We start from the raw sequence: 24592 nt of genomic DNA on the forward strand, positions 1-24592 counted from the left end.
AACATGCCCTGAAAAGTTGAATGATCGTCGGAGGCGGCACCCGAGGTGCGTTCGGGCGCCTCTTCGGCGCTTCAACCCGCCGCAGAACAGACGACAGCCCCTGCCCGGATCCGGCCCAGCGCGGCAAAGGCGGCAATCGAGCATCGCGGTGTTTCCGATTGTTGATTGCCACTGCCTGCACGTGCAATGGCCCGCGGCGCGGCATCTTCATCGCCTCGGGGATACTGTCGTTCGACATCCGACCATCGCGCACCCGCTCCGGTGCTTTCGTCATGGCAGCCAGATCCGTTCAGAAACCTCGGGCAACGGCCCAAGCCGGAGCGCCGTATGTTCGTGCCCGAAAGCATATTGTCGGATCTCGTCGGCGACCTCGGGCGGACAATGGCGCGAGAAGTCCTCGTAAAGTGACTGAGAGAACATGATCGTCTTGAGCCATCCCGCATCGTGCGGCAACGCAATCAACGGGATCTTGCGCCGGTAACTCAGAAGGGCGACTCTCGTGTCGATGAAGCCCATCGCGTCAGCGACCTCGTCGAACCGCGGAAGCAACTGCGGCGGGGCGATCAACACGCCGGTTCCGAGTTCATCCACGACATGTGCCCGATCGACTCGCTGCATATAGGTGAACGCCTGGTTGAGCTTGAAGATCTTTCCCCTGCGGATGCGGCTGTAATCCCGCAGCACATGGGCCGAAAGACGCAGCCTTGGCCGGATATACACAAGCCCATGATGGCCATAAACAGCCCCAGGGATGTTCAGCACGCGGATCATTTCGCATGAACGGGAAACGTAGTCCGCCGGATAGAGGATGTCATCATCCAGAAGGAAGACAAGATCCGCATCCACATGTCGGGGTAGAAGCTTCCCACAGTCCTTGGTGTCCTGATCCGGGATGACCGGGTCCACGTTTGCGAACCCGGCCAGCCAGGGCGGCACATCCTTGTACTGGTTCAGCACCAGCGTCAGCTTGTCCAGTTGGGGGGCGATGGTCTGCACCACGAAATGAAGTGTATCCGCACGTGCGGGATAAGTCGCCATCGTCCCACAAAGCTTCATGATCTCAATACCGGTAATGATCCGACTTGAACGGACCCTGTGGCGAGACGCCGATATATTCCGCCTGATCGGGGCGAAGCTCGGTCAGCTTGACGCCGATCTTGGCAAGATGCAGGCGCGCCACCTTCTCGTCCAGATGCTTGGGCAGGATGTAGACGCCCGGCGCATAGTCGTCGCCCTTGGTCCAGAGCTCGATCTGCGCCAGAACCTGGTTGGTGAAGCTGGCCGACATCACGAAGCTCGGGTGCCCGGTGGCATTGCCGAGGTTCAGCAAACGGCCCTCGGACAGAAGAATGATCCGGTTGCCCGAGGGCATCTCGATCATGTCCACCTGTTCCTTGATGTTGGTCCATTTGTGGTTGCGCAGGGCCGCCACCTGAATCTCGTTGTCAAAATGGCCGATGTTGCCGACGATGGCCATGTCCTTCATCTCGCGCATATGCTCGATGCGGATCACGTCCTTGTTGCCGGTGGTGGTGATGAAGATGTCGGCGCTTGCCGCGACATCCTCAAGTGTCACCACCTCGAACCCGTCCATTGCCGCCTGAAGCGCGCAGATCGGATCAATCTCGGTCACCTTGACGCGCGCGCCCGCACCCTGCAGGGACGCGGCCGAGCCCTTGCCCACATCGCCATAGCCGCAGACCACGGCGACCTTGCCGGCCAGCATCGTGTCGGTCGCACGGCGGATGCCATCGACCAGCGATTCCTTGCAGCCATACTTGTTGTCGAACTTGGACTTGGTGACGCTGTCGTTGACGTTGATCGCCGGGAACGGCAGCTGGCCCTTCTTGTGCAGGTCATAAAGCCGATGCACGCCGGTCGTCGTTTCCTCGCTGACGCCGCGGATGGCATCGCGCTGCGCGGTAAACCAGCCGGGCGACTGCGCCAGCCGCTTGCGGATCTGCGCGAAAAGCGCCTCTTCCTCTTCGGACTGCGGCGCCGCGATCAGGTCGTTTTCGCCAGCCTCGACACGCGCGCCGATCAGGATGTAAAGCGTGGCGTCGCCGCCATCATCCAGGATCATGTTCGCCGGCCCGCCCTCGAACTGGAAGATCCGATCGGTATAGGCCCAGTATTCCGCCAGCGTCTCGCCCTTTATGGCAAAGACGGGAACGCCGGCTTCGGCGATGGCCGCAGCCGCGTGGTCCTGAGTCGAGAAGATGTTGCACGAGGCCCAGCGCACATCCGCCCCGAGCGCCACCAACGTCTCGATCAGCACGCCGGTCTGGATCGTCATGTGCAGGCTGCCGGCGATGCGCGCACCCTTCAGCGGCTGGCTGGAACCGAATTCCTGCCGCAGCGCCATGAGGCCCGGCATCTCGGTCTCGGCGATGGTCAGCTCCTTGCGGCCATATCCTGCCAGCGCGATGTCCCGGATTATGTAATCTTTTGCCATGCGCCGTTCTCCTTGACGTGTTCCGCAATGCGGGTGAGATAGCACCGCGAGCCCGAAACGACAACGCCGCCGGCGGCAAGTGGTTAGGAAGCGGTTATGAACCAAGACAATTCGTCACAGCCAGCACATCGTCGGGCGATTGCGCTCTGCGCCGATGCGCGGTTCCTGCCGCATGCCGCCTTTCTGGCAAACCAGATCGCCGGGCAGAACCCTTGGCGTGATTATGACATCTGCATCTGTTCGGCCGAGGCGCTGACCCTGCCGGCGCAACTTGCGGCACCCGGGCTCCGGATCATCCAGATCACGCCGGGCGCCGATTACGGCGCGCTGCACGACGCCGATCTGCCCAGAAGCACCTACCTCCGCCTTTGGGTGGCCGAGGCACTCGCCCCGGATTATGACCGCATTCTTTACCTTGATGCCGACATGTTCCTGGAGGCCGGCGATCCCGGCCTGCTGCTGGATCTTGATCTTGGGCCGCATGCGGTCGCGGCGGTGCGCGACATGCAGCAATGGTCAACGCCCCTGAAAGAGGTGAGCGAGTTCAAGGCGATGGGCTGGCCCGCCGCGCCCTACTTCAACGCGGGGCTGATGTTGATCGACACAACGCGCTTTCAGGCGGACCGGGTGCTGGCGCGCGCGCTCGAGTTCCGCACCGCCCATCCTGACGCAGTGCATCATCACGACCAGTCGCTGCTGAACTGCGTGTTGCGTGGCAACTGGGCCGAGCTCAGCCCGGTCTGGAACTGGCAATGGGTCGCCAAACGCCCGCTCTTCGCGCTGTGGTCAGGGGCGCGGCTGGTTCATTTCGTGGGGCATCTGAAGCCGTGGAACGACCCGCGCGGCGTCTATCCGCTGCGCTATGCGATCGCCTATGCCGCATTCTTCGCACGCTACTTCCCCGACCTGCCGGTCGTTCCCGTCGCGCAGGAAACGCTGCAAAGCCGCGGCAAGGATTTCGCGCTGGTGATGGTCCAGCATCTTGCGGGCCGCGGCAGGATCAACCGCTATCTGCAGCGTTTTCGTGACGAAAGGCATGTGATCGCATGACCCGCGCCCCCCGCGCCTGGCAACGGATGCTGTCGGGGCGGCGGCTCGATCTGCTCGACCCCACGCCGGTGGATATCGAGATCGAGGACATTGCCCACGGTCTTGCCTTCGTGGCGCGCTGGAACGGGCAGACGCGGGGCGACTGGGCCTATTCCGTGGCCGAACACTCGCTGCTTGTCGAAGAGATCTTCGCGCGGCTTGAACCGGCATTGCCGGTGCGGTGGCGCCTTGCGGCGCTGCTGCATGACGCGCCGGAATATGTGATCGGCGACATGATCTCGCCGGTCAAATCGGCAATCGGCCCGGGATACGGGACGCTGGATGCGCGGCTGACCCAGGCAATTCACCTGCGGTTCGGCCTGCCTGCCACACTGCCTGTCGCGATCAAGCAGAAGATCAAGCGTGCCGACCGGATCTCGGCCTGGCTCGAGGCGGTCCAGATCGCGGGCTTTACCCGGTCCGAGGCAGACAAGCTGTTCGGCCGGCCCGATCCACGCCATGTGGAGGGGCTGGAGCTGCTGCTGCGGCCGCCGGTCGCGGTGCGCGCAGCCTATCTTGAACGCCACTACGCGCTTCTGGCGCGCTGCTGACTATTTCGGGCTGCGCTTGGCCAGGATGCGCTGCAGGGTGCGCCGGTGCATGCTCAGCCGTCGTGCGGTCTCGCTCACGTTGCGGTCACACATTTCATAGACCCGCTGGATATGTTCCCAGCGCACGCGGTCTGCCGACATCGGGTTCTCCGGCGGGGGCGGCAGCGATTCAGATCCACGGGCCAGAAGCGCGTTCATCACGTCATCGGCATCCGCAGGCTTGGAGAGGTAATCGGTCGCGCCGATCTTGACCGCGGCCACGGCTGTCGCGATGGCGCCATAGCCAGTCAGCACCACGATGCGGCTGTCGGGGCGCCTTTCGCGCAGTGCCTCGACCACATCCAGCCCGTTGCCATCCTCGAGCCGCAGATCCACGACCGCATAGGCCGGCGGCCGCGCCGCGACAATCGCCTTGCCAGCCGCGACGGATTCGGCGGTTTCGGGCTGGAATCCGCGCTTCTCCATCGCCTTTGCCAGCCGCCGCACGAACGGCTCGTCGTCATCAACCAGCAGCAGCGTGCGGTCAGTGCCCAGGTCCACAATCTGATCTTCAGGCATCGGTTCCCCCGTTCGCCGTTCAACCCTTCGGGCATTTACGGCTGAAAGTCGATTTCGGATGTTCTAGGGCCCCGCCCCGCCGAGGTCAAACCTCAGGAGGCTGCGCGGAGGAAGCAGGACGTTGCCTCGGCCATTTCCTCGGCTGAGCTTTCGCGCCGGAAGAATTCGACAAATCCGACTTCGGGCAGCACCAGATAGGTGAAGGTCGAATGATCGACGAGGTAGAATTCATCGTCGCTTTCATGGATGCGGTAATAGGTGCGATAGGCCTGCGAAGCCGCCTGAACCTGTTCAGGGCTGCCGGTCAGCGCGATCATGCGCGGATGGAACAGTTCGGCATAATCGGCCAGAACCTCGGGCGTGTCGCGCTGCGGATCGACCGAAATGAACACCGGCGTCACCTCATATCCCATCTCCTCAAGCAGATCCACGGCCTCGGCATTGCGCGCGCTGTCCAGCGGACAGACATCGGGGCAGAAGGTATAGCCGAAATAGACGAGGGCCGGTTTGGTGAACACGTCGGCATCGGTCACGGTGCGGCCCGTCTGATCCACAAGCTCGAAGGGCCCGCCGATGGCGGCGGTGCCGCCTGCGACATTCGTGGCCCGGCACTGGGCAAAGGCCTCGTCCTGGCCGCGCATCAGAACGACGACACCAAGCGCCCCCAGAACGGCGGCCACCGCTGCGGCTGCAATACCTGCATACAGACGGGTCATCGGGCTCTCCTGAGGCTGCTTGCACTTTGCGCGCATTGATCCATCATCACGCAGGCACGGACAAGCCCAACCTGTGCGGGTGCGACAAGGAGGCAATCACGATGACGACAGGACCGATGTCATGATGCGCGCCTCGCTCGGCCTCACGCATGATACCCGCAGCGCATGGCTGCGCCTGCGCACGCTGATCGTGCTGCGCTGGTTCGCGATCGCCGGCCAGTTGGGCGCAATCGCGGTGGCGCACCAGTATCTGGGCCTGCAGATCGACCTCGGGATGAGCCTGGTGGCCGTGGGCGCCTCGGTGATCTTCAATCTGATTGCCGTTTTCGTCTTTCCGGCAAACAAGCGCCTTTCCGAAAGCGAGGCGGTGCTGACCTTCCTCTTCGACCTCGCGCAGCTCGCGTTCCTGCTGTATCTGACGGGCGGGCTGCACAACCCTTTCGCGCTGCTCATCCTTGCGCCGGTGACGATTTCGGCCACTGCGCTGCGGCTGCGCAGCACGCTATTCCTGGGCGCCGCAGCCATCGCGCTGGTCACGCTGCTGTCGTTCTTCTATCTGCCGCTGCGGCTTGCCACCGGCGAGGTGCTGCGCAGCCCGGCCATCTTCGAATTCGGCTCATGGTTTGCGATCGTGATCGGTGTGGTGTTCCTCGGCTTCTATTCCCGCCGCGTCACCACGGAGATCCATTCTATGGCCGATGCGCTTCTGGCAACCCAGATGGCGCTGGCGCGCGAACAGAAGCTGACCGACCTGGCGGGCGTCGTGGCCGCCGCGGCGCATGAACTTGGCACCCCCCTCGCAACGATCAAGCTGGTCAGTTCGGAAATGGTCGATGAGCTTGAAAACCCCGAACAGCGGGCCGATGCCGAACTGATCCGCCAGCAGGCCGACCGCTGCCGCGACATCCTGCGTTCGATGGGGCGCGCCGGCAAGGATGACCTGCATCTGCGGCAGGCACCGCTGGCCGCAGTCATCAGCGAAGCGGCCGAGCCCCATATGGATCGCGGCAAGCAGATTCATGTCCAGATGGCGCCGGGACCGGGCGGCGACGATCGCCAGCCCTCGATCCGGCGCAAGCCCGAGATCGTCCATGGCCTGCGGAACCTGATCCAGAACGCGGTGGATTTTGCCGATGCGAACGTCTGGATCGATGCCGAATGGACCGACGGCACCATCACCCTGCGCATTGTCGATGATGGCGAGGGTTTTCCGCCCCATCTGTTCGGACGCATCGGCGACCCATTCGTACGCCGGCGCAGTGGCGGCGCGGACAACCCGCGGCGCCCGGGCTACGAGGGCATGGGCCTTGGACTGTTCATCGCCAAGACCCTGCTTGAACGATCCGGGGCGGAACTTGCCTTTGCCAATGCCGCAGATCCCTTCCTGCTTGCCTCGGAACGGCCAGACCGGCGCGGCGCCGTGGTCGAGGTCAGCTGGCCGCGCGACAGCATCGCCGCCGACCGGGAAGAGGCGATCGGCGCCAACAGACCGTTTACAATCCTCAGTTGAGTTAACGGTTGATTAACCATTGAGCCGCAGGATCATCGCGTATCGCGAAGGATGACCCGATGCCGCTGGATGGATGGTCGCTGACACTGCTTCTGATCGTGACGTCGTTCACCTCGGCCCTGCTCGCCATGGGGGGGCTTTACCTCCTGCCGGGACGTGCGGCCGCCAGACCGGCAAGGGGCATCTTTTCCTTGGGCGAGGATGACATCGTCTTTCTGCTTGACGGGGATCGGATCGTCGATGCCACGCCTGCAGCTCGCCTTCTGCTGGATCAGGGCGAAACCGGTGCCCAGACCGGGGTCGAGGCGCGGCTGTTCGCCTATCTCGCAGCCCAGTTCCCCGGCCTTCGTCCGCAGTTGGAGGAGCTTGCCGAAACCGGCAGCTTCACCTGCACCGGGGGCGGTCCGCGCCGACTGCACCTGCGGGCAGAATGGTGCGAGGGGCTCACGCGCCTTACCCTCCTCGATCCCGAGGCAGAAGGGCAGGTGGTGACGGTCGACGCGCTCAGCTTCCGCGCTGCAACCGATGAACTGGCAACGCTGCGCGCCGTGATGGAACACGCGCCGATGCTGATCTGGCGCGAGGATCCGGCCGGCGCAGTTACCTGGGCCAACCGCGCCTATCTGCTGCGCGCCGCTGAAGGCACGGACGATCTTGGCTGGCCCCTGCCAGCGCTTTTTGCCTCCGATCACAGGAAAGCGGCGCGCCAGAGGCTTCAGCATTCCACAGCGTCGGGCGGACAGGAGGGATGGTTCGACTGCGAAACCCTGCCGCTTGGCGAAGACCTGCTGTGTTTTGCCGTTCCGGCCGATGCCACGGTTCAGGCCGAGCTTTCCCTGCGCAGCTTCATGCAGACGCTCGCCAAGACCTTTGCGCATCTGCCGATCGGGCTGGCGATCTTTGACCGTCAGCGTCGCCTGCAGTTGTTCAACCCCGCCCTGACCGACCTGACGGCGCTGGGTGCCGAGTTTCTTTCGGCCCGGCCCACGCTGGCCGCGTTTCTGGACCAGTTGCGCGACAGGCAGATGCTGCCCGAACCGCGAGATTACAAGACCTGGCGCCAGCAGTTCACCGAAATGGAAAGCGGCACACCCGGACATTATGAAGAAACCTGGACCCTGCCCAGCGGCCAGACCTATCGCGTCACCGGACGTCCGCATGCAGATGGGGCGGTTGCCTTTCTGGTCGAGGATATCACCGAGGAAATCACCCTTACCCGGCGCTTCCGCGCCGAGCTCGAGATCGGCCAGGCTGTTCTTGATGCCCTGGACGAGGCGGTCATCGTCTTTTCCGCCGCCGGGGTGGTCACCATGTCCAACCGCGCCTATGCCCGGCTTTGGGGGACGGACCCCGCGGCCACACTGGCCGAGGTAGGGCTGGCCGATACGCTGCGCCAATGGCAGCAGGCCTGCCTTCCCGATCCCGTCTGGTCGGATTTCCCGCGCCGGCTGGGCGCCCGCGCCGACTGGACCGGGGCAGTGACGCTCCGCGACGGGCGGGCCCTGCACTGCCGCATCGCCCCGCTGACGGGTGGCGGCTTGCTCGTCGGCTTTTCTTCTGCCTCGGGCGCGGGAAATGGCCGGCATGACCTCGGGCTTGTGGGCATTCCCGCCTGACACTTCGATCCGGCTTGCAGCGCGCTCCGCAGCGGGTAAAAGTCGCCTATGACCGACGCCTCCCTCACCCTGACCCTGCCTGATGCCGAAGCGACCGCGCTGCTTGCCCGGAAACTGGCACCCGGGCTTGCCGCAGGGGATGTGCTCTTGCTGGAGGGGCCGATCGGCGCCGGAAAAAGCCACTTTGCCCGCGCCCTGATCCGTGCACGCCTGCAGGCCCCGGACGCCGAGGTTCCCTCGCCCACCTTCACATTGGTGCAGACCTATGACGACGGGAAGGCCGAGATCTGGCATGCCGATCTCTATCGCCTGGGCCATCCGGATGAAGGGGCCGAACTTGGTCTCGATCAGGCGTTCACAACGGCGATCTGCCTGATCGAATGGCCCGAGAGACTGGGCGATCTGACACCGCCGGACGCGCTCCATCTGCGCTTCGAACCGCTTGCCGATGACAGCCGCCGCCTGCAGATCACGGCCCCGGAGAGTTGGCAGAGACGCCTTGCCGTGCTGTCCGGAAGCGGCGAGTCCCTTGCAGAAGATGCGCCGGACTCCGCCCAGACCCAGACCGCCCCCAGCCAGGATGCATGAGCCCCGGATGCCAGACCTTCCGCTTTCCTCCGCACCGCCCGATCGCCCCATGCTGTCGCGCCGCTTCCTTGCCCGAACGCCCTGGGCCGCCGCGCAACGGGCGCCGCTGGCCGGCGATGCGTCGCCGCGGAAATATGAACGGCTGTCGCTGAACGGTGTGTCGGCGGTCCTGATGGATGCCGATCCGGCGACGGGCGAGGATGTGCGGCCCTTCGTTCAGATCGCGCGGCACCTGTCGGGGCTTGGCCTTTCGGCTCCGGCCATTCTGGCCGAGGATGCGGAAAACGGCTTCCTGCTGCTCGAGGATCTGGGCGACGACCTTTATGCCCGTGTCCTGCGCGATGACCCCTTGCCCGGCCCCGTGCTTTATGCCGAAGCCACGGATGTTCTGGCCGAGTTGCAACGCCACCCCACGCCCGCAGGGCTGGAATGCTATGACGCCCCCCTGATGGCCGACCTCGCGGCGCTGGCACTGGACTGGTATGGCCCGGCAGCGGGGGCGGCCCCTGCGAACCGCACGGCCTTCGTCGAACTGATGACCCGGACGCTTGGCGATCATGCGCCGGGCTGCGACGGCCTCATCCTGCGCGACTATCATGCCGAAAACCTGATCTGGCTTCCCGGACGCAGCGGCCTTGCCCGGGTCGGGCTGCTGGATTTCCAGAACGCCATGCGCGGCCATCCGGCCTATGACCTGATTTCGCTGACCGAAGACGCGCGGCGCGACGTGCCGCGCGACCTTGCGCAGCAGATGCAGCTGCGTCTGGGCCGCGCCCTTGGCCAGCCCGACGCGGATTTCGCGCGCGCCTGCGCCGCCCTTGCCGCCCAGCGCAACCTGCGCATCCTCGGGGTGTTTGCCCGGCTCTGCCTGCGCGATGCCAAACCGCAGTATGTTGCGCTGATCCCGCGGGTCTGGGCGCATCTGCAGGCCGATCTTGCGCATCCCGCCCTGTCGCGGCTGCGCGACGAGGTGCAGCGCCTTTTGCCCGAGCCGACGCCCGAGCGGCTGGAAAGGATCCGCGGCCAATGCCCGAGGCGGTGATGATCTTTGCCGCGGGCTTCGGCACGCGGATGGGCGCCTTGACCGCCCGGCGGCCCAAACCGCTTGTTCCGGTGGCGGGCAGGGCCTTGATCGATCACGCGCTGGACATCGCGGCGGATGTTCCCCGGCGGGTGGTCAACCTGCATTACCTCCACGAACAGCTTGTCGCTCATCTGGCGGGGCGCAACGTGCTGACCTCGCTGGAGTGGCCGCAGATCCTGGAAACCGGCGGCGGGCTGCGGGCGGCGCTGCCGCTTCTGGGTCCGGGGCCGGTGTTCACGCTGAATTCCGATGCGGTCTGGACCGGCGCGAACCCGCTGGACGAACTACGCCGGCAATGGCGCCCGGATATGGGCGCACTTTTGCTGCTGAGCCGCCCGGAACAGGCGCGCGGCCATAACAAGGGCGGGGATTTCGACCTTCTGCCGGATGGCCGTCTGCGCCGGGGTGGGCCCTACATCTATACCGGCGCGCAGATCCTGCGGCCCGAGGGGCTTGCGGCGATCCCCGATCGGGCCTTCTCGCTCAACCTGCTGTGGGACAGGCTGCTGGCCAAGGGCAGGCTTTTCGGCGCCGTTCATGAAGGCGGCTGGTGCGACGTGGGCCATCCTGAAGGCATTGCCGAAGCCGAAGCGATGCTTGGCATCAACCGATGACGCGGCGTGAAGGTCCGCTTTTTGCGCTGCCTCCTGGCGCCGATTTTCCGCTGGGGCTGGTTCGGGGGATGGTGTCGCGGATGGCGGCACTTCCGCCCGAGGTCATGGCCGAGGCCGAGCTTTACGTCAACACCCGCCGGATGCAACGCCGGGTCAGGACGCTGTTCGCCGCCGAAGGGGCACGGCTTCTTCCGCGCATCCGGCTGGTGACCGATCTGGGGCGAACGCTCGCGATGGCGGACCTGCCGCCACCGGTGCCGCCCCTGCGGCGGCGCCTTGAGCTGGCGCGGCTGATTTCGGGCCTGCTGGATGCGCAGCCCGATCTGGCGCCCCGCGCCGCCATCTATGACCTTGCCGACAGCCTTGCCGCCCTGATGGACGAAATGCAGGGCGAAGACGTCAGCCCGGCCCGGATCGAGGCGCTGGATCTGTCCGATCATTCCCGCCACTGGGAACGCAGCCTTGCCTTCATCCGTCTCGTGGCGCCATTCTTCGGGGCGGACGCGCCGCCCGATGCCGAGGCCCGGCAGCGCAGGGTTGTCGAGCGTCTTGCGGCGCAGTGGCAGGTGGCCCCGCCTGCCCATCCGGTGATCATCGCAGGTTCCACCGGATCGCGGGGCACCACGCTGCGGCTCATGCAGGCGGTGGCACAGCTTCCGCAGGGGGCGATCATCGTGCCGGGCTATGATTTCGACATGCCCGACGTGGTCTGGCAGTCGCTGGGCGACGCGCTGACGGCCGAGGACCACCCGCAATACCGGTTTCATCGGCTCATGCAGGTGCTGGGCCTTTCGCCCGATCAGGTGACGCGGTGGGATGCCGCCGAAGCACCCTGCCCGCCGCGCAATCGCCTGATATCCCTCGCCCTTCGGCCCGCGCCAGTTACCGATCAATGGATGATCGAGGGCCGCAACCTCACCGAACTGGACGCGGCCACTCTGGGGATGACCCTGGTCGAGGCCCCCTCGCCCCGCGCCGAGGCGCTGGCGATTGCCCTTCGCCTGCGCGAGGCCGCGCAAACCGGCCAACGCGCCGCGCTCATCACCCCCGACAGGACGCTGACGCGTCAGGTCACCGCGGCGCTTGACCGCTGGGGCATCGTTCCGGACGATAGTGCCGGCCGGCCGCTGGCCCTGTCGGCGCCGGGGCGTTTCCTGCGCCATGTCGCCGCGCTGTTGGGGGAACGGCTGACGGCCGAGGCGCTTCTGACCCTGCTCAAGCATCCGCTGACCCATTCCGGGCAGGACCGGGGCCCGCATCTGCTGTGGACGCGGGATCTGGAGCTTCGGTTGCGCCGCCGTGGCCCGGCCTTTCCCACCGGCGCCGATCTTGTGGCCTGGGCCGCAGGCAAGGATGACGCGGGGCTTCAGGCCTGGGCAGGCTGGCTTGCCGCGCTTCTGGGGGGGCTGGACGAAATCGGCACCCGCCCTCTGGCGGATCACGTCGCCCGGCATCTTGACCTTGCCGAAGCGCTGGCGGGCGGTCCGTCCGGCGGCACCGGGGAATTGTGGGAAAAAGAGGCGGGCCAGACCGCGCGGCGCGTCTGCGACGATCTGCGGCGCGAGGCGCCGTTCGGAGGCGACTTCAGCCCCAGCGACTACAACGACCTGTTTACCGCCATCCTGCAGGGCGCCGAAGTGCGTGAAGCCCCGCAGGTGCATGCCGGCATCATGATCTGGGGCACGCTCGAGGCGCGGGTACAGGGCGCCGATCTGGTGATCCTTGGCGGGCTGAACGACGGGATCTGGCCGCAAGCCCCCAGCCCGGACCCCTGGATGAACCGGCAGATGCGCCACGATGCCGGCCTTCTGCTGCCGGAACGCCGGATCGGTCTGTCTGCCCATGATTTCCAGCAGGCGATCGCCGCGCCCGAGGTTGTGCTGACCCGCGCGATCCGCGATTCCGAGGCCGAGACAGTGCCCTCGCGCTGGTTGAACCGGATGCTGAACCTTCTGGGCGGGCTTGCCGATCGCGGCGGGCCGCAGGCGCTTGCGGGGATGCGCGACAGGGGTCGGCGGCTTCTGGCGCTTGCCTCGGCCTGGGAGAGTGATTTCGAGCCCCTGCCCCCGGCCCCGCGCCCCGCCCCGCGCCCGCCGGTGGAGGCCCGGCCACGGGAACTGCCGGTTACGGCGATCGGGCGGCTGATCCGCGATCCCTATGCCGTCTATGCGCGCTATGTGCTGCGGCTGCGGCCGCTGCCACCGCTGCGGCCCTCGCCCGATGCGCTGCTGCGCGGATCGGTGCTGCACCGGGTGTTCGAGCAGTTCGTCGAGACCGGCAAGGGCGACCGCCACCGCCTGCTTGCCCTTGCGCAAGAGGTGCTGGACCAGGACGTGCCCTGGCCCGCCGCCCGCCGTCTCTGGCTGGCCCGCCTTGACCGGGTTGCGGACTGGTTTCTGGCACAGGAGGCCCGGCGCACCGGAACAAGCGTGCTGATCGAGGACAAGGGCGGGATCGCGCTGGACCGGTTCGACTTCCGCCTGACCGCCAAACCCGACCGGATCGATGAACTGGCCGACGGAAGCCTGTTCATCCTTGATTACAAGACGGGAACGCCGCCCTCGCAGAAGCAGCAGAAGCATTTCGACAAGCAATTGCTTCTGGAAGCGGTCATGGCCGAACGCGGCGCCTTCGCGCGCCTCGGGCCAAGGCCGGTGTCCGCCATCAGCTATATCGGCATCGGCACCACGCCGAAGGAAGAAACGACGATCATCACCGAAGAGATCATCGACGCCACCTGGAACGAGCTTCACGCCCTGATCGGGGCCTATATGCAGCCCGAACAGGGTTTCCCCGCGCGACGGGCGGTGTTCGAGGAGCGCTTCCCCGGCGATTATGACCACCTCGCCCGCTATGGCGAATGGGAAATGACCGATCTGCCCAGGCCCGAGGACGTCGGATGAGCCCCCGCAACGCCGCCAGCGAGCGCCAGGTCCAGGCTGCCGATCCGGCCGGCTCGACATGGCTTTCCGCCAATGCAGGATCGGGCAAGACCCGGGTTCTGACCGACCGCGTCGCGCGCCTGCTGCTGAGCGGGGTCGAGCCGCAGCGCATTCTCTGCCTGACCTACACCAAGGCCGCCGCAAGCGAGATGCAGAACCGCCTGTTCCGGCGTCTGGGCGAATGGGCGATGCTTGACGACGGGCCGCTGCGGGCAGCGCTGGCCGAACTTGGCGCAGGCGGCCCCGCGGATGACGAGGTGCTGCGCAAGGCACGACGGCTTTTTGCGCGCGCGATCGAAACGCCCGGCGGGCTGAAGATCCAGACCATCCATTCGTTCTGCGCCTCGCTTCTGCGACGCTTTCCGCTCGAGGCGGGCGTGACGCCGCAGTTTCAGGAGATGGACGACCGCGCGGCCGCCCTGCTGCGCGACGAGATTGTCGAGCATCTGGCCCAGACCGCCCCCGCGGCCCTTGACGGCGCGGCGCGTTTTTTCACCGGCGAGGATCTGTCGGCACTGACCGCCGAGGTGGCCGGGCGACGCACCGACTTTGCCGAGACGCTTGATGCCGCCGCCGCGCGGCGCCTGTTCGGCCTGCCTCCCGATTATGACCAGGGGCGGCTTGAGGCCGAGGTGTTCCTGGGCAGCGAAGCGCCGCTGCTTCGCGCACTGGTGGCAGCACTTGAGGCCGGCAGCGCCAACGACCAGAAGGCAGCCGAGCGGCTTGCGCCGGTGCTGGATGCAGCACCGGCCGCGCAACTGCCGGAACTCGAGGGCGTGTTCCTGAACGGCGCCAAGGCGAAGGATCCGTTCTGCGCCAAGATCGGCACGTTTCCCACCAAGGCTACCCGCGAAAGGTTCGGCCCCCGGATCGCGGCGCTGAATGACCTCATGGCGCGGGTCGAACAGGCACGTCCGCGCCGGCTGGCGTTGCTTGCGGCGGAAAAGGCGCTGGCGTTGCATCGATTTGCCGCGGCCTTTCTGCCGGAATATGCCACGCGCAAGGCACGCCGGGGCTGGCTGGATTTCGACGATCTGATCCTCAGGGCGGTAGCGCTTCTGACCGATGCTTCCGTGGCGCAATGGGTGCTGTTCCGGCTGGACGGCGGGGTCGACCACATCCTGGTGGACGAGGCGCAGGATACAAGTCCGGCGCAATGGCGGGTGATCGAGCTTCTGGCGCAGGAATTCACCTCGGGGCAGGGCGCGCGCAGCCAGAACCGCACCATCTTCGTCGTGGGCGACAAGAAGCAGTCGATCTATTCCTTCCAGGGCGCGGATCTGCGCGCCTTCGACCGGATGCGGGACCATTTCTCGGAACGGCTGCGCGCGGTGGATGTGCCGCTGGCCAACCTGACGCTCGAATATTCGTTCCGCTCTTCGCAGGCGGTGCTGCGGCTGGTAGATCTGACGCTGGGCATCCGGGCCGAGGGCGGGCTGGGAGGCGAGGTGCGTCACCTTGCCTTCAAGGCCGACATGCCCGGCCGCGTCGATCTGTGGCCGGTGGTCGCGCGCGCCGACAAGCCCGAAGACAGGGACTGGTTCGACCCGGTGGATATCCTGCCGGCCGAACATCATTCGGCCCGCCTTGCCCGCCAGATCGCGCGCGAGCTTCGGCAGATGATCGACAGCGGCACGCAGATCCCGACCGACACCGGCCCGCGCCCCGTTACCGAAGGCGATGTGCTGATCCTTGTGCAGCGGCGTTCGGACCTGTTCCACGAGATCATCCGTGCCTGCAAGGCCGAAGGTCTGGCCATCGCGGGGGCCGACCGTTTGAAACTGGGGGGCGAACTGGCGGTGCGCGACCTGACGGCGCTTCTGTCCTTTCTCGCCACCTCCGAGGATGAGCTGTCGCTGGCTGCGGCGCTGCGGTCCCCCCTGTTCGGCTGGAGCGAGGGCGCGCTTTACAGCCTTGCCCAAGGCCGCAAGGGCTGGCTTTGGGAAGCCCTGCGCCAGGCGGCCGACGCCCATGCCGACACCATGACCATCCTGACGGATCTGCGCGATCAGGCCGACTTCCTGCGGCCCTATGACCTGCTCGAGCGGGTTCTGACCCGCCATGACGGCCGGCGCCGTCTGCTGGCCCGGCTGGGCGCCGAGGCCGAGGATGGCATCGACGCGCTCCTGGCGCAGGCGCTTGCCTATGAACGCATGGCCATTCCCAGCCTGACGGGTTTTCTCACCTGGCTTGCCACCGAAGAGGTGGAGATCAAGCGCCAGATGGACAGCGCCGGCAACCGCATCCGGGTGATGACGGTGCATGGCGCCAAGGGGCTCGAAGCGCCGGTCGTCATCCTGCCCGATACGGCCGACCGGCGGCCCCGGCCGGGGTCCGAGCTTCTGGCGCTTGAGGATGGCCCGATGGTCTGGCGGCTTGCGGCTGATGAGTGCCCGCCGGAAATGGCCGCCGCGCGGGCCCGCCAGCGCGCAGATGACCAGGAAGAAAACCTGCGCCTTCTTTATGTTGCGCTCACCCGGGCGCAAAGCTGGCTGATCGTCTGCGCCGCAGGCGAGGTCAAGGAAGACGGCGACTGCTGGTACCAGATGGTGGCCGAAGGCATGGCGGCGGCCGGTGCCGAAACCCTTCCGATGCGCGACCCGGCCGATGGCCAGTTCCGGCGGCTTGCACATGGCCTCTGGCCCGATCCCGCGCCGGCCATCACCCGGCCCGTTCCGGCCGAAGTTGCCTTGCCGACATGGCTGAACGAAGCAGCCCCCCCGGCGCCCGAGGCCACACCCTTGCTCTCGCCGTCCGATCTGGGCGGGGCAAAGGCCCTGCCCGGGGCCGAGGGGCTGGACGAAGCGGCGGCGCGGCGGCGCGGAGGGCAGCTGCACCTGCTTCTGGAACATCTGCCCGCCCATCCCCATGCGCTTTGGCCCGATCTTGCCCGCGATCTTCTTTCCGCCTCGGAAGACGGATTGGACGAGGCCGATCTGCCCGCGCTTCTGCACGAGGCAGGTGCTGTCCTGAACAATCCGGAGCTTTCGTTCCTCTTCGCCCCCGGCGCCCTTGCCGAGGTGGATCTGACGGCCGAGATCCATGGCCGTCGCATTCTCGGCACCGTGGACCGGCTGATCATCACGCCCGAACGCGTGCTCGTGGTGGATTACAAGTCCAACGCCACCGTGCCCGCCACTCCGGACGAGGTGCCCGAGGGCATCCTGCGGCAGATGGGCGCCTATGCCGCGGCGCTTGGCCAGATCTATCCGGGGCGCGAAGTGGTGACGGCGATCCTCTGGACACGCGCCGGGACGCTCATGCCGCTTGCCGCCGAAACGGTCGCTGCGGCACTTGCCCGCGCCTCCTTGTCTTGACGCCGGGCGGGGCGGTTCATAGGTTCTGGCCCAACGCTGCCAGCCCGAAGGAGATCAGCATGGCCACCGTCGCCGTCACCGACGCCACGTTTGACGCCGAAGTCAAGCAATCCGACATTCCCGTCGTCGTGGATTTCTGGGCCGAGTGGTGCGGCCCCTGCAAGCAGATCGGCCCCGCGCTTGAAGAACTTTCCGAAGAATATGCCGGCAAGGTCAAGATCGTGAAGGTCAACGTGGACGACAATCCCAATTCCCCGGCCCAGATGGGGGTGCGTGGAATCCCCGCGCTGTTCCTGTTCAAGGATGGTCAGGTCGTGTCGAACAAGGTGGGTGCGGCGCCGAAGGCGGCGCTGGCCAGCTGGATCGCGCAATCGATCTGACGCCAGCCAAAGCCGGGACGACGCCATCTGCGTCAGTTCCGGTATCATCAGGGCGACGCCTGAACGGGCGGTTTCAGGGGCGCTTCGGCGCCCCTTCTATTTGCACGGGGCTTCCGCGAACGGACCCTCGCTCGGCCAGCCAAACCGGGCCGCCCGGGCCAGTATCCTGTGTTCCGCATCGTCGCGCCCGCCATTGACCGCATTTTCCTGCAGGAACCAGTGGAGGTAACGGTCAAAGGCAGGCGCAGGCCCCTCAAGCGTCGCAAAGGCACGCTTGACGCCGACCTCGGGCACAGATCCCGCAATGTGGTGATAATCGATCCTGGCAAAGACGATGGCCCGTTTGCCCATGAAGAACCCGGTCAGCGCCAGCCCCGAATTCTGGGTCACGACGTAATCGCAGCCCGCCAGAAGATCCAGCGGATCGGCATCCGAAAGCACGATGCGGGGATCGCGGCACAACTGTTCGATCGCCTCCATCTCGGCGGGCTCGTAGCGTTCCTTGGGGTGCAGCTTCAACACGATCCGGCGCTTGGTATCGGCCTCACGCAGGGTGTGGATCATGGCAACGGGGCTTTCCGCCTGAAAGGAACGCCGTTCAAGAAGCCGCCCTTGCAAGGGCACAAAGACAAAGCCTTCGCGCCGTGCCACCCGGTCTGCAAACAGGGTCCGGCGCCAACGCCGTGCAAAGGGCGTGGCCAGCGCGGGATCGACCTTTTCGGGATCGAAGGTCGCGCGGGCCACATCGGTATGCCAGCGCTCATTCGTCGCCTCGATGCGCCAGAACGGGTAGTGATAGGCCCGGCGCAGGGTCAGCGCGCGGGGCGAGGCGGGTTCTTGCATGAAGTAAAGTGCAAAGCAGTCAGGCGGCGGCGGGGAAAGCCCCAGATCGTCAAGATCCCGGTAGGCGACCTGATAGCCCGAACTGCTGAAGGCCTTCGTGATCCGGTTGAAGATATTGATCTTTCCAGCCTCGGCGTCGCGCCGGTGCTGTCCTTCCAGGATGATGTTCAACTGCCGCGGCGCCATGCCGGCAGCCTAGGTCGCTTCGCCGGGGCGGGCAATGGGGCACATGGTTACCAAATGTAAAGACTTGGCTTCTAGCCTCACCGGACAGGCAGCAAGAAATGCAGCGCTCATGGTGAGAATCATCGTCATCTCCGCTTTGGCCGGCATCCTGCTTGCCGGACCTTTGCGCGCCGATCTGTCGGTGCTGTGCGACCGCGCGGCCATCCGCGCGTCCGAGGCAACCGGCGTGCCGCTTTCGGTGCTCAAGGCCATCGCGCTGACCGAAACCGGGCGTCCCCGCAACGGCGAGATGCGACCGTGGCCCTGGACCGTGAACATGGAGGGGCAGGGCGCCTGGTTCGACACGCGGCAAGAGGCGCTCGATTTCGTTCACGCCCATCACCGTCGCGGCGCCGAAAGCTTCGATATCGGCTGCTTCCAGGTCAACTATCGCTGGCACGGGATGCATTTTGCCACGATCGAGCAGATGTTCGACCCCGAAGCGAACGCGCTTTATGCAGCCCGCTTCCTGCGCGATCTGTTCCAGGAACTTGGCGGCTGGGATCAGGCGGCAGGGGCCTACCATTCCCGCACCCCCGAATACGCCAGCCGCTACCGCGCCCGCTTTGCCGTGTTCCGCGCCCGATTTCTGGCCGAGGACGGGTTGCGGCACATCCTGCCCGACCTGCCGCCCGACCATGCCGCACCACGCCGTCAACGGACACGGATCAATACCTATCCGCTGCTGATCGCGGGGCAGGGCGGCAGGATGGGGTCGCTTGTGGCCGTCGCGGAACAGGCCGGCGCGCCGATGGGCGGGCTGTTTCTTGCGGCTGCCGGTGCCCGCCCCCTTATCGATACCGAGGAAATGCCATGAAACTGACCGCAGCCTCGCTGTTCCAGCCGACGGTTCTGCTTGCGCTGGCGCTTATGGCGGTGATCGTGATGATGATCCTGCCGGTCCCAGCATGGGTTCTGGATGTGGGGCTTGCCACCTCCTTCGCGCTGGCGATCCTGATCTTCACGGTGACGCTGTTCATCGAGCGGCCGCTGGATTTCTCGGCCTTCCCCACGATCCTGCTCGCGTCCTTGATGCTGCGCCTGTCGCTCAACGTGTCGTCGACCAAGCTCATCATTGGCCAGGGCCACACCGGCACCCACGCGGCCGGAGAGGTCATTCAGGGCTTTGCCATGTTCATCATGGGCGGAAGCGTCTTTCTGGGCGTCGTCGTTTTCTGCGTGCTGCTGATCGTCAATTTCGTGGTCATCACCAAGGGCGCCGGCCGGATGGCCGAGGTCGGCGCCCGGTTTGCACTGGACGGGATGCCGGGCAAGCAGCTTGCGATCGACAGCGACATGTCGGCAGGCGCGATCGACCATCAGGAGGCAAAGGCCCGGCGCGAGCGCGAACAGGCGGAAACCACCTTCTTCGGCTCGCTCGACGGCGCCTCGAAGTTCGTCAAGGGCGACGCGGTGGCGGGGCTTCTCATCACGCTTCTGAACATCGTCATGGGGCTGATCATCGGCACGGTAATGCACGGCATGCCGATCGGCCGCGCCTTCGAAACCTACGCGATCCTGACGGTGGGCGACGGACTGGTCAGCCAGATACCCGCCGTCATCATCTCGATCGCCTCGGCGCTGCTGCTGGCGCGGGGCGGGGCCACCGGGGCGACCGATCGCGCGCTTTTTGCACAGCTGGGGCGCTATCCTGCCGCGCTTGGGACCGTGGCGCTGCTGATGGGCCTTTTCGCGCTGGTGCCGGGCCTGCCCTTCCTGCCCTTCGTGACCGGGGCCCTGGGGCTTGCGGCCGCGGCCTGGCATGTTCACCAGCGCGACAAGGCCCGCGCCGCCGCGCTGGTGTCCGAGCAGCCCAAGCCCGAACCGCGCGAACCATCCATGGGCGACATGCTGGACCTCGACGACATCCACGTCGAATTCGCGCCGAACCTCGTGTCGATGGTCCTTGATCCCGCGACCGGGCTTGATGCCCGAATTGCCAACATGCGCAGCCATGTCGCGACGGTTTACGGGCTGATCCTGCCGGAAATGCGTCTGACGGATGACCCGAGCCTGCCGCCCGGCACCTATCGCATCCGCATCCAGGGGGTCGAACAGGCCCGCGATCAGCTGTTCCCCGACAAGGTTCTTGCGCTGATCTCCGGCCCCGACGAACTGATGCCTTCCGGCGACGATGTGCGCGAACCGGTTTACGGGGCACCGGCGCGCTGGCTTGACACCGGCCTGCAGGAAGAGGCCGCACTGTCGGGGGCAACCGTCGTCAACCCGGCCGAGGTTCTTGCCACCCACCTGCTTGAGGTCATCAAGCGCAACTTTGCCCGCCTTCTGACCCTCAAGGGGCTGCGGCGCCTTCTGGACGAATTCACCAACCTTTCGGATCCGGCGCGCGCCGAGGCGAACCGGCGTATCCTTGAAGAACTGGTGCCTGAAAAGGTGCCTGTCGACATGCTGCTGGCGGTTCTGAAACTTCTGCTGGATGAACGTGTGTCGATCCGCAACCTGCCGCTTATCCTCGAAGCGATCGCCGAGGTCCGCACCAACCATAGCACGCCAGAGGCTATCTGCGAACATGTGCGCCAGCGCCTCGGGTTCCAGCTCGTCGCCGAAATGCGGCGCGAGGACGGCACCATCCCTCTGATCCAGCTTGCGCCGGAATGGGAGAATACCTTCGCCGCACATCAGATCGACGGAGAGCGAGGCCAGACCGATGTCGCCCTCCCGCCGGCCGAGTTCAACCGGCTGGCCAATGCCCTCTCGGACAAGCTGGCGAAATCGGGGGAGGCGGGGGTGAATGCTGCAATCGTTACCTCGATGCGGCGCCGGCGCTTCCTGCGCACCGTGCTGTCGGCGCGTGGCCTGAATGCACCCGTCCTGTCGTTCGAGGAAATCGGTCTGGAGGCCCGGCCGGCACTGGTGGGCATGGTCGCGGCATGACGCCGGAACTTGCCTCGGCGCTGCTGGCGATCACCGGCCAAAGCCAGGAATGGCTTCTGGCCGGATTTTTCATCTTTCTCAGGGTTGGCGCGGCGGTCGCCGTTCTGCCCGTCTTTGGCGATCAGGCCGTGCCGCAGCGGGTCCGCCTGGGTGCAGCCCTTGCCTTCACCCTGGTACTGCTACCGCTTGCTGAAGCCGATCTTGCCCCCCTGGTGGCCGCAGGCCGCATCGTGACCCCGGCGGTCGCCACCGAGGTGATTGCCGGCCTTCTTCTGGGTCTCGCGCTCCGGCTGTTCGTGATGGTGCTGCAGATCGCCGGAACCATCGCCGCGCAATCAACCTCGCTTGCACAGTTCTTCGGGGGGGCTGGCGTGGATCCGCAACCGGCCATCGCCCAGGTCTTCCTGATCGGCGGGGTTGCCCTGGCCGTCATGTCCGGCCTTCACGTCCGCCTCGCCGAGGCGTTCCTTCTTTCATACCAGATGTTGCCGCCGGGCCGTTTCCCGCTGCCCGGGGTGGTCAGCGAATGGGGGGTGATGCAGGTGGCGCGCGCCTTCTCGCTCGCCTTCATCCTCTCGGCACCCTTTGTCATTGCCGCACTGGTCTACAACCTGGCGCTGGGGGCGATCAACAAGGCCATGCCGCAGCTCATGGTGGCCTTTGTCGGTGCGCCGGCCCTGACGCTGGGGGGCCTGCTCTTGCTGCTGGTGGTCACACCCGTTCTTCTCTCCATCTGGCATGAGGCCTTCCAGAACTTCCTCGGCGATCCGTTCGGAGCCGCAAGATGAGCCAGGAAGAAAGCGGCGAGAAAGAACACGAACCTTCCCAGCGCAAGCTTGAACAGGCGCGCGAAAAGGGCGAGGTCGTCAAATCGACCGAGCTGACAACGGCCGCTGCCTATCTGGGCCTGCTTCTGGCAGGCGTCATTGCGGGGCTAGCAACCCTGCGGCAGGCGGGCGATGCGGGCCTGGTCCTGCTCGACCAGGCCGACAGGTTGGCGCCACTGTTCCTGACGCAGGGAAGCGCAATCGCCGGCGGGCTTCTGGGCACGGTTGCGCTGGCAATGGCGCCCCTGCTGCTCTTGCCTGCCGTTTGTGTGTTCCTCGCGCTTGTTGCCCAACGCGCCATCGTCTTTGCACCTGACAAGCTGATGCCAAAGCTCTCGCGGATCTCGCCCCTGGGCAATGCGAAGAACAAGTTCGGCCGTTCGGGCCTGTTCGAGTTCGCCAAGAGCTTCCTGAAACTGATCATCATTTCCCTGGTCCTGTGGATCTTCCTGCTCAGCCGCCTGCCGGAAATCGTTGCAAGCCTGCATCTGGCGCCCGGACCGATCTCGGCACTGTTCTTTCGCCTGGTGGGGGCGTTTCTTTCGATCATTCTGGTGATCGCCACCTTGCTGGGCGCGGTGGATTACCTCTGGCAGCGCCATGAACACCTCCGGAAGAACCGCATGACCCGGAAGGAGATGATGGACGAGATGAAGAACTCGGAAGGGGATCCGCACATCAAGCAGCAGCGTAGGCAGCGCGGGTATGAGATCGCCACGAACCGGATGATGGCGGATGTGCCGAAATCCGACGTGGTGATCGTGAACCCGACCCATTACGCCGTCGCGCTGAAATGGGATCGCACCACCCCCGGCGCCCCCGTCTGCGTCGCCAAGGGCGTGGATGAGGTCGCCGCCCGGATCCGCGCCGCTGCAGCCGAGGCCGGGGTGCCCCTGCACCACGACGCACCCACCGCCCGCGCGCTGCACGCCACGGTCCGGATCGGCGAGCAGATCCGGCCCGAGCATTACCGCGCCGTCGCTGCCGCGATCCGGTTTGCCGAAACGATGCGCCAGAAGGCACGGAAAGGATGGCAAAGATGAACAAGGACAAGATGGCCCGGCTCAGGGCAGCAAAGACCTTGACCCAGATGGCCGAGGATGCAGAGCTGGCCCGGGTAAGGGCTGCAATGGCCCGCCGCAATGCAACCCTCGAGGCTTTACGGCGGCTCGAAAGCGGCGTTCTGGTCGAGCCGACCGACATCGCGGCACAATGCGCCCGCGGCAGGTATGCGCTTTGGCAAGAACGCCAGCGCCGTCATCTGAACATGCGCCTGGCGAAGGAAACGGCCGAGTGGCTGACGCTGCGCGAGACGGCAACCAGAGCTGTCGGGCGCAATGACAGCCTTCGCCGCCTGCTGAGGAAGCTGGAAAGCTAGCCTGGCCAAGCCGATGCTCACGGTCGCAGCCGGAACCGGACCGCACGTTCGCCGCCGCGTCGGATATCTGCAACTCAGCCAAGCGCACCTCGGCCGCGCGGGGTATTCAGGCTTCGCCTCATCCCCGGTCAGTCGGATCATGTCCATAACCGCGGGGCATCAGGGGCTCTCATAGACGGCCAGAACCCATTGTTCTTCTGCAATTTTGAAGATTCAGCCTCTGCAGGAAAGCGCCGCAGCCGGATCGAGATCATGTTCAGGCGAGTGAAGGACTGGCGGCGCGTCGCCACCCGCTAGGGTCGGTGACCCAGTGTCTTCCTCTCGGCCACGCCCTCGCCGCTACCGTCATCTTCTGGCCATGACGCGAGAACGAGTCCTCATCCAAGTCTCCACGGCTTTCGGGTGGCTGGATCCCGAGGCGGGGCCTCCCGGAACAGGCGCATCGCCGCCTGCAGGGCGGGCATCAGGACTGCGCGCCCCCTGGAACGCCTGGGGCCGCCCGGTTGTCGGGCCGCGGTGGCGGCCCGCGGCACGGTCAGCTGTCCTGGCGCAGGATATCCGAAATCAGGACATCGCGCACTGCGGGCCCGGCCTGTTTGCGGGCAGCCTCGCGCAGGGCCTCGCGCAGGGTCTGCATCGAACTGCTGGTGGTAAAATTGCCCCGGAAGCCGCCGGCATTGGCATGATCGAACATGACCTGGAGGAAACTGTCGCGCAGCTTCGGCTCCCGTGCCTGCAGATCGGCAAGGCTTCCAGCGGCGATCTCCAGGCTTAACGACAAGACCACCATCGACTGGACCCGACCGTTCTCGACCAGGGGAACGACGAACTGGCTGGACAGCGGCATGAACTGCGTCTCCCCTGCGACTGTCGGCGCTGCGGTATCCTCCTCGACGGCAAGCGGATCGTCAGGCGCGGCGGGCGTCCGCAGCAGAAGGCCCCCGGCGATCCCGATGCCGAGCCCCGTGATCGCAAGAAGAACAGGAAGCAGTTTTCGCATGGGT

General features: G+C 65.9%; 21 protein-coding genes and 1 pseudogene. 16 read left to right on the forward strand and 6 right to left on the reverse strand.

The features are described 5' to 3' along the window. Nucleotides 1–270 precede the first annotated feature (270 nt). Nucleotides 271–1038 (reverse strand): hypothetical protein, encoded by a 768-nt coding sequence (locus ACFQXB_RS00075; protein ID WP_377397234.1) that lies wholly within the window; start codon nucleotides 1036–1038, stop codon nucleotides 271–273. Nucleotides 1039–1060: 22 nt separating this feature from the next. Further along, nucleotides 1061–2455, reverse strand: a complete 1395-nt coding sequence (gene ahcY, locus ACFQXB_RS00080) for an adenosylhomocysteinase (protein WP_377397237.1) — start codon at nucleotides 2453–2455, stop codon at nucleotides 1061–1063. Between the two features lie 96 nt (nucleotides 2456–2551). Between ahcY and ACFQXB_RS00085 the strand changes: the two genes are divergently transcribed. Then, nucleotides 2552–3505: a glycosyltransferase family 8 protein gene (locus tag ACFQXB_RS00085; protein WP_377397240.1), complete on the forward strand. Its 954-nt coding sequence runs from the start codon at nucleotides 2552–2554 to the stop codon at nucleotides 3503–3505. Next, nucleotides 3502–4095, forward strand: a complete 594-nt coding sequence (locus ACFQXB_RS00090) for an HD domain-containing protein (protein ID WP_377397243.1) — start codon at nucleotides 3502–3504, stop codon at nucleotides 4093–4095. Before ACFQXB_RS00085 ends, ACFQXB_RS00090 begins: the two co-directional genes overlap by 4 nt. Here the strand turns inward: ACFQXB_RS00090 and ACFQXB_RS00095 are convergent, their stop codons facing one another. Together ACFQXB_RS00095 and ACFQXB_RS00100 are read right to left on the reverse strand one after the other, a co-directional pair. Continuing rightward, nucleotides 4096–4653 carry an ActR/PrrA/RegA family redox response regulator transcription factor gene (locus ACFQXB_RS00095; protein WP_377397246.1) on the reverse strand — a complete coding sequence of 186 codons (558 nt, stop codon included), beginning with the start codon at nucleotides 4651–4653 and terminating at the stop codon, nucleotides 4096–4098. It abuts the gene before it with no gap. 92 nt (nucleotides 4654–4745) lie between these two features. Continuing rightward, nucleotides 4746–5369 carry an SCO family protein gene (locus ACFQXB_RS00100; RefSeq protein WP_377397249.1) on the reverse strand — a complete coding sequence of 208 codons (624 nt, stop codon included), beginning with the start codon at nucleotides 5367–5369 and terminating at the stop codon, nucleotides 4746–4748. Nucleotides 5370–5490: 121 nt separating this feature from the next. On the opposite strand from ACFQXB_RS00100, the gene regB reads away from it, so the two are divergent. From regB to trxA, 8 genes are read left to right on the forward strand one after another with little or no spacing between them, the layout of a single operon-like run. Next, on the forward strand, nucleotides 5491–6879 hold the full coding sequence (gene regB / locus ACFQXB_RS00105) for a sensor histidine kinase RegB (RefSeq protein ID WP_377397252.1): 1389 nt from the start codon (nucleotides 5491–5493) through the stop codon (nucleotides 6877–6879). 59 nt (nucleotides 6880–6938) lie between these two features. Further along, nucleotides 6939–8495: a PAS-domain containing protein gene (locus ACFQXB_RS00110; protein ID WP_377397256.1), complete on the forward strand. Its 1557-nt coding sequence runs from the start codon at nucleotides 6939–6941 to the stop codon at nucleotides 8493–8495. A gap of 48 nt (nucleotides 8496–8543) precedes the next feature. After that, the gene (gene tsaE, locus ACFQXB_RS00115) at nucleotides 8544–9083 is read left to right on the forward strand and encodes a tRNA (adenosine(37)-N6)-threonylcarbamoyltransferase complex ATPase subunit type 1 TsaE (protein ID WP_377397259.1); all 540 of its coding nucleotides are present in this window, start codon (nucleotides 8544–8546) and stop codon (nucleotides 9081–9083) included. Nucleotides 9084–9090: 7 nt separating this feature from the next. Beyond that, nucleotides 9091–10125, forward strand: coding sequence for an aminoglycoside phosphotransferase family protein (locus tag ACFQXB_RS00120; protein ID WP_377397262.1), 1035 nt, complete (start codon nucleotides 9091–9093; stop codon nucleotides 10123–10125). Beyond that, the gene (locus tag ACFQXB_RS00125; RefSeq protein ID WP_377397265.1) at nucleotides 10110–10781 is read left to right on the forward strand and encodes a nucleotidyltransferase family protein; all 672 of its coding nucleotides are present in this window, start codon (nucleotides 10110–10112) and stop codon (nucleotides 10779–10781) included. The genes ACFQXB_RS00120 and ACFQXB_RS00125 overlap by 16 nt, the downstream gene beginning before the upstream one ends. After that, nucleotides 10778–13684, forward strand: a complete 2907-nt coding sequence (addB, locus tag ACFQXB_RS00130) for a double-strand break repair protein AddB (RefSeq protein WP_377397268.1) — start codon at nucleotides 10778–10780, stop codon at nucleotides 13682–13684. Before ACFQXB_RS00125 ends, addB begins: the two co-directional genes overlap by 4 nt. Further along, nucleotides 13681–17040: a double-strand break repair helicase AddA gene (gene addA / locus ACFQXB_RS00135; protein ID WP_377397271.1), complete on the forward strand. Its 3360-nt coding sequence runs from the start codon at nucleotides 13681–13683 to the stop codon at nucleotides 17038–17040. Before addB ends, addA begins: the two co-directional genes overlap by 4 nt. A 59-nt stretch (nucleotides 17041–17099) precedes the next feature. Then, the gene (gene trxA / locus ACFQXB_RS00140) at nucleotides 17100–17420 is read left to right on the forward strand and encodes a thioredoxin (RefSeq protein ID WP_377397274.1); all 321 of its coding nucleotides are present in this window, start codon (nucleotides 17100–17102) and stop codon (nucleotides 17418–17420) included. 96 nt (nucleotides 17421–17516) lie between these two features. On the opposite strand, the gene ACFQXB_RS00145 is transcribed toward trxA, so the two are convergent. Then, complete coding sequence (locus ACFQXB_RS00145) at nucleotides 17517–18449, reverse strand: hypothetical protein (protein ID WP_377397277.1); 933 nt, start codon at nucleotides 18447–18449, stop codon at nucleotides 17517–17519. A gap of 109 nt (nucleotides 18450–18558) precedes the next feature. On the opposite strand from ACFQXB_RS00145, the gene ACFQXB_RS00150 reads away from it, so the two are divergent. From ACFQXB_RS00150 to ACFQXB_RS00175, 6 genes and pseudogenes are all read left to right on the forward strand, one after another. Beyond that, complete coding sequence (locus ACFQXB_RS00150; protein WP_377397280.1) at nucleotides 18559–19305, forward strand: lytic transglycosylase domain-containing protein; 747 nt, start codon at nucleotides 18559–18561, stop codon at nucleotides 19303–19305. Continuing rightward, nucleotides 19302–21383, forward strand: a complete 2082-nt coding sequence (gene flhA / locus ACFQXB_RS00155) for a flagellar biosynthesis protein FlhA (protein WP_377397284.1) — start codon at nucleotides 19302–19304, stop codon at nucleotides 21381–21383. The genes ACFQXB_RS00150 and flhA overlap by 4 nt, the downstream gene beginning before the upstream one ends. After that, entirely contained in the window at nucleotides 21380–22171 is a 792-nt protein-coding gene (locus ACFQXB_RS00160; protein ID WP_377397287.1) for a flagellar biosynthetic protein FliR, read from the forward strand. The genes flhA and ACFQXB_RS00160 overlap by 4 nt, the downstream gene beginning before the upstream one ends. Beyond that, complete coding sequence (gene flhB, locus ACFQXB_RS00165; protein ID WP_377397290.1) at nucleotides 22168–23253, forward strand: flagellar type III secretion system protein FlhB; 1086 nt, start codon at nucleotides 22168–22170, stop codon at nucleotides 23251–23253. Before ACFQXB_RS00160 ends, flhB begins: the two co-directional genes overlap by 4 nt. Next, nucleotides 23250–23588: a hypothetical protein gene (locus tag ACFQXB_RS00170; RefSeq protein WP_377397293.1), complete on the forward strand. Its 339-nt coding sequence runs from the start codon at nucleotides 23250–23252 to the stop codon at nucleotides 23586–23588. Before flhB ends, ACFQXB_RS00170 begins: the two co-directional genes overlap by 4 nt. Nucleotides 23589–23816: 228 nt before the next feature. Then, nucleotides 23817–23950, forward strand: a pseudogene (locus tag ACFQXB_RS00175) (IS5/IS1182 family transposase); the annotation flags it as partial. A gap of 173 nt (nucleotides 23951–24123) precedes the next feature. On the opposite strand, the gene ACFQXB_RS00180 reads toward ACFQXB_RS00175, so the two are convergent. Beyond that, nucleotides 24124–24588: a flagellar basal body-associated FliL family protein gene (locus ACFQXB_RS00180; protein ID WP_377397296.1), complete on the reverse strand. Its 465-nt coding sequence runs from the start codon at nucleotides 24586–24588 to the stop codon at nucleotides 24124–24126. Nucleotides 24589–24592: the final 4 nt, after the last annotated feature.

The sequence above is a fragment of the Halodurantibacterium daqingense genome (assembly GCF_042666235.1).
Lineage (GTDB): Bacteria > Pseudomonadota > Alphaproteobacteria > Rhodobacterales > Rhodobacteraceae > Halodurantibacterium > Halodurantibacterium daqingensis.

What these genes read in the sequence shown, in the direction of transcription:
- ACFQXB_RS00075 (WP_377397234.1), bottom strand. Translation starts at nt 1,038, where the DNA reads ATGGCGACTTATCCCGCACGTGCGGATACACTTCATTTCGTGGTGCAG.
- ahcY (WP_377397237.1), bottom strand. Translation starts at nt 2,455, where the DNA reads ATGGCAAAAGATTACATAATCCGGGACATCGCGCTGGCAGGATATGGC.
- ACFQXB_RS00085 (WP_377397240.1), top strand. Translation starts at nt 2,552, where the DNA reads ATGAACCAAGACAATTCGTCACAGCCAGCACATCGTCGGGCGATTGCG.
- ACFQXB_RS00090 (WP_377397243.1), top strand. Translation starts at nt 3,502, where the DNA reads ATGACCCGCGCCCCCCGCGCCTGGCAACGGATGCTGTCGGGGCGGCGG.
- ACFQXB_RS00095 (WP_377397246.1), bottom strand. Translation starts at nt 4,653, where the DNA reads ATGCCTGAAGATCAGATTGTGGACCTGGGCACTGACCGCACGCTGCTG.
- ACFQXB_RS00100 (WP_377397249.1), bottom strand. Translation starts at nt 5,369, where the DNA reads ATGACCCGTCTGTATGCAGGTATTGCAGCCGCAGCGGTGGCCGCCGTT.
- regB (WP_377397252.1), top strand. Translation starts at nt 5,491, where the DNA reads ATGATGCGCGCCTCGCTCGGCCTCACGCATGATACCCGCAGCGCATGG.
- ACFQXB_RS00110 (WP_377397256.1), top strand. Translation starts at nt 6,939, where the DNA reads ATGCCGCTGGATGGATGGTCGCTGACACTGCTTCTGATCGTGACGTCG.
- tsaE (WP_377397259.1), top strand. Translation starts at nt 8,544, where the DNA reads ATGACCGACGCCTCCCTCACCCTGACCCTGCCTGATGCCGAAGCGACC.
- ACFQXB_RS00120 (WP_377397262.1), top strand. Translation starts at nt 9,091, where the DNA reads ATGCCAGACCTTCCGCTTTCCTCCGCACCGCCCGATCGCCCCATGCTG.
- ACFQXB_RS00125 (WP_377397265.1), top strand. Translation starts at nt 10,110, where the DNA reads ATGCCCGAGGCGGTGATGATCTTTGCCGCGGGCTTCGGCACGCGGATG.
- addB (WP_377397268.1), top strand. Translation starts at nt 10,778, where the DNA reads ATGACGCGGCGTGAAGGTCCGCTTTTTGCGCTGCCTCCTGGCGCCGAT.
- addA (WP_377397271.1), top strand. Translation starts at nt 13,681, where the DNA reads ATGAGCCCCCGCAACGCCGCCAGCGAGCGCCAGGTCCAGGCTGCCGAT.
- trxA (WP_377397274.1), top strand. Translation starts at nt 17,100, where the DNA reads ATGGCCACCGTCGCCGTCACCGACGCCACGTTTGACGCCGAAGTCAAG.
- ACFQXB_RS00145 (WP_377397277.1), bottom strand. Translation starts at nt 18,449, where the DNA reads ATGGCGCCGCGGCAGTTGAACATCATCCTGGAAGGACAGCACCGGCGC.
- ACFQXB_RS00150 (WP_377397280.1), top strand. Translation starts at nt 18,559, where the DNA reads ATGGTGAGAATCATCGTCATCTCCGCTTTGGCCGGCATCCTGCTTGCC.
- flhA (WP_377397284.1), top strand. Translation starts at nt 19,302, where the DNA reads ATGAAACTGACCGCAGCCTCGCTGTTCCAGCCGACGGTTCTGCTTGCG.
- ACFQXB_RS00160 (WP_377397287.1), top strand. Translation starts at nt 21,380, where the DNA reads ATGACGCCGGAACTTGCCTCGGCGCTGCTGGCGATCACCGGCCAAAGC.
- flhB (WP_377397290.1), top strand. Translation starts at nt 22,168, where the DNA reads ATGAGCCAGGAAGAAAGCGGCGAGAAAGAACACGAACCTTCCCAGCGC.
- ACFQXB_RS00170 (WP_377397293.1), top strand. Translation starts at nt 23,250, where the DNA reads ATGAACAAGGACAAGATGGCCCGGCTCAGGGCAGCAAAGACCTTGACC.
- ACFQXB_RS00180 (WP_377397296.1), bottom strand. Translation starts at nt 24,588, where the DNA reads ATGCGAAAACTGCTTCCTGTTCTTCTTGCGATCACGGGGCTCGGCATC.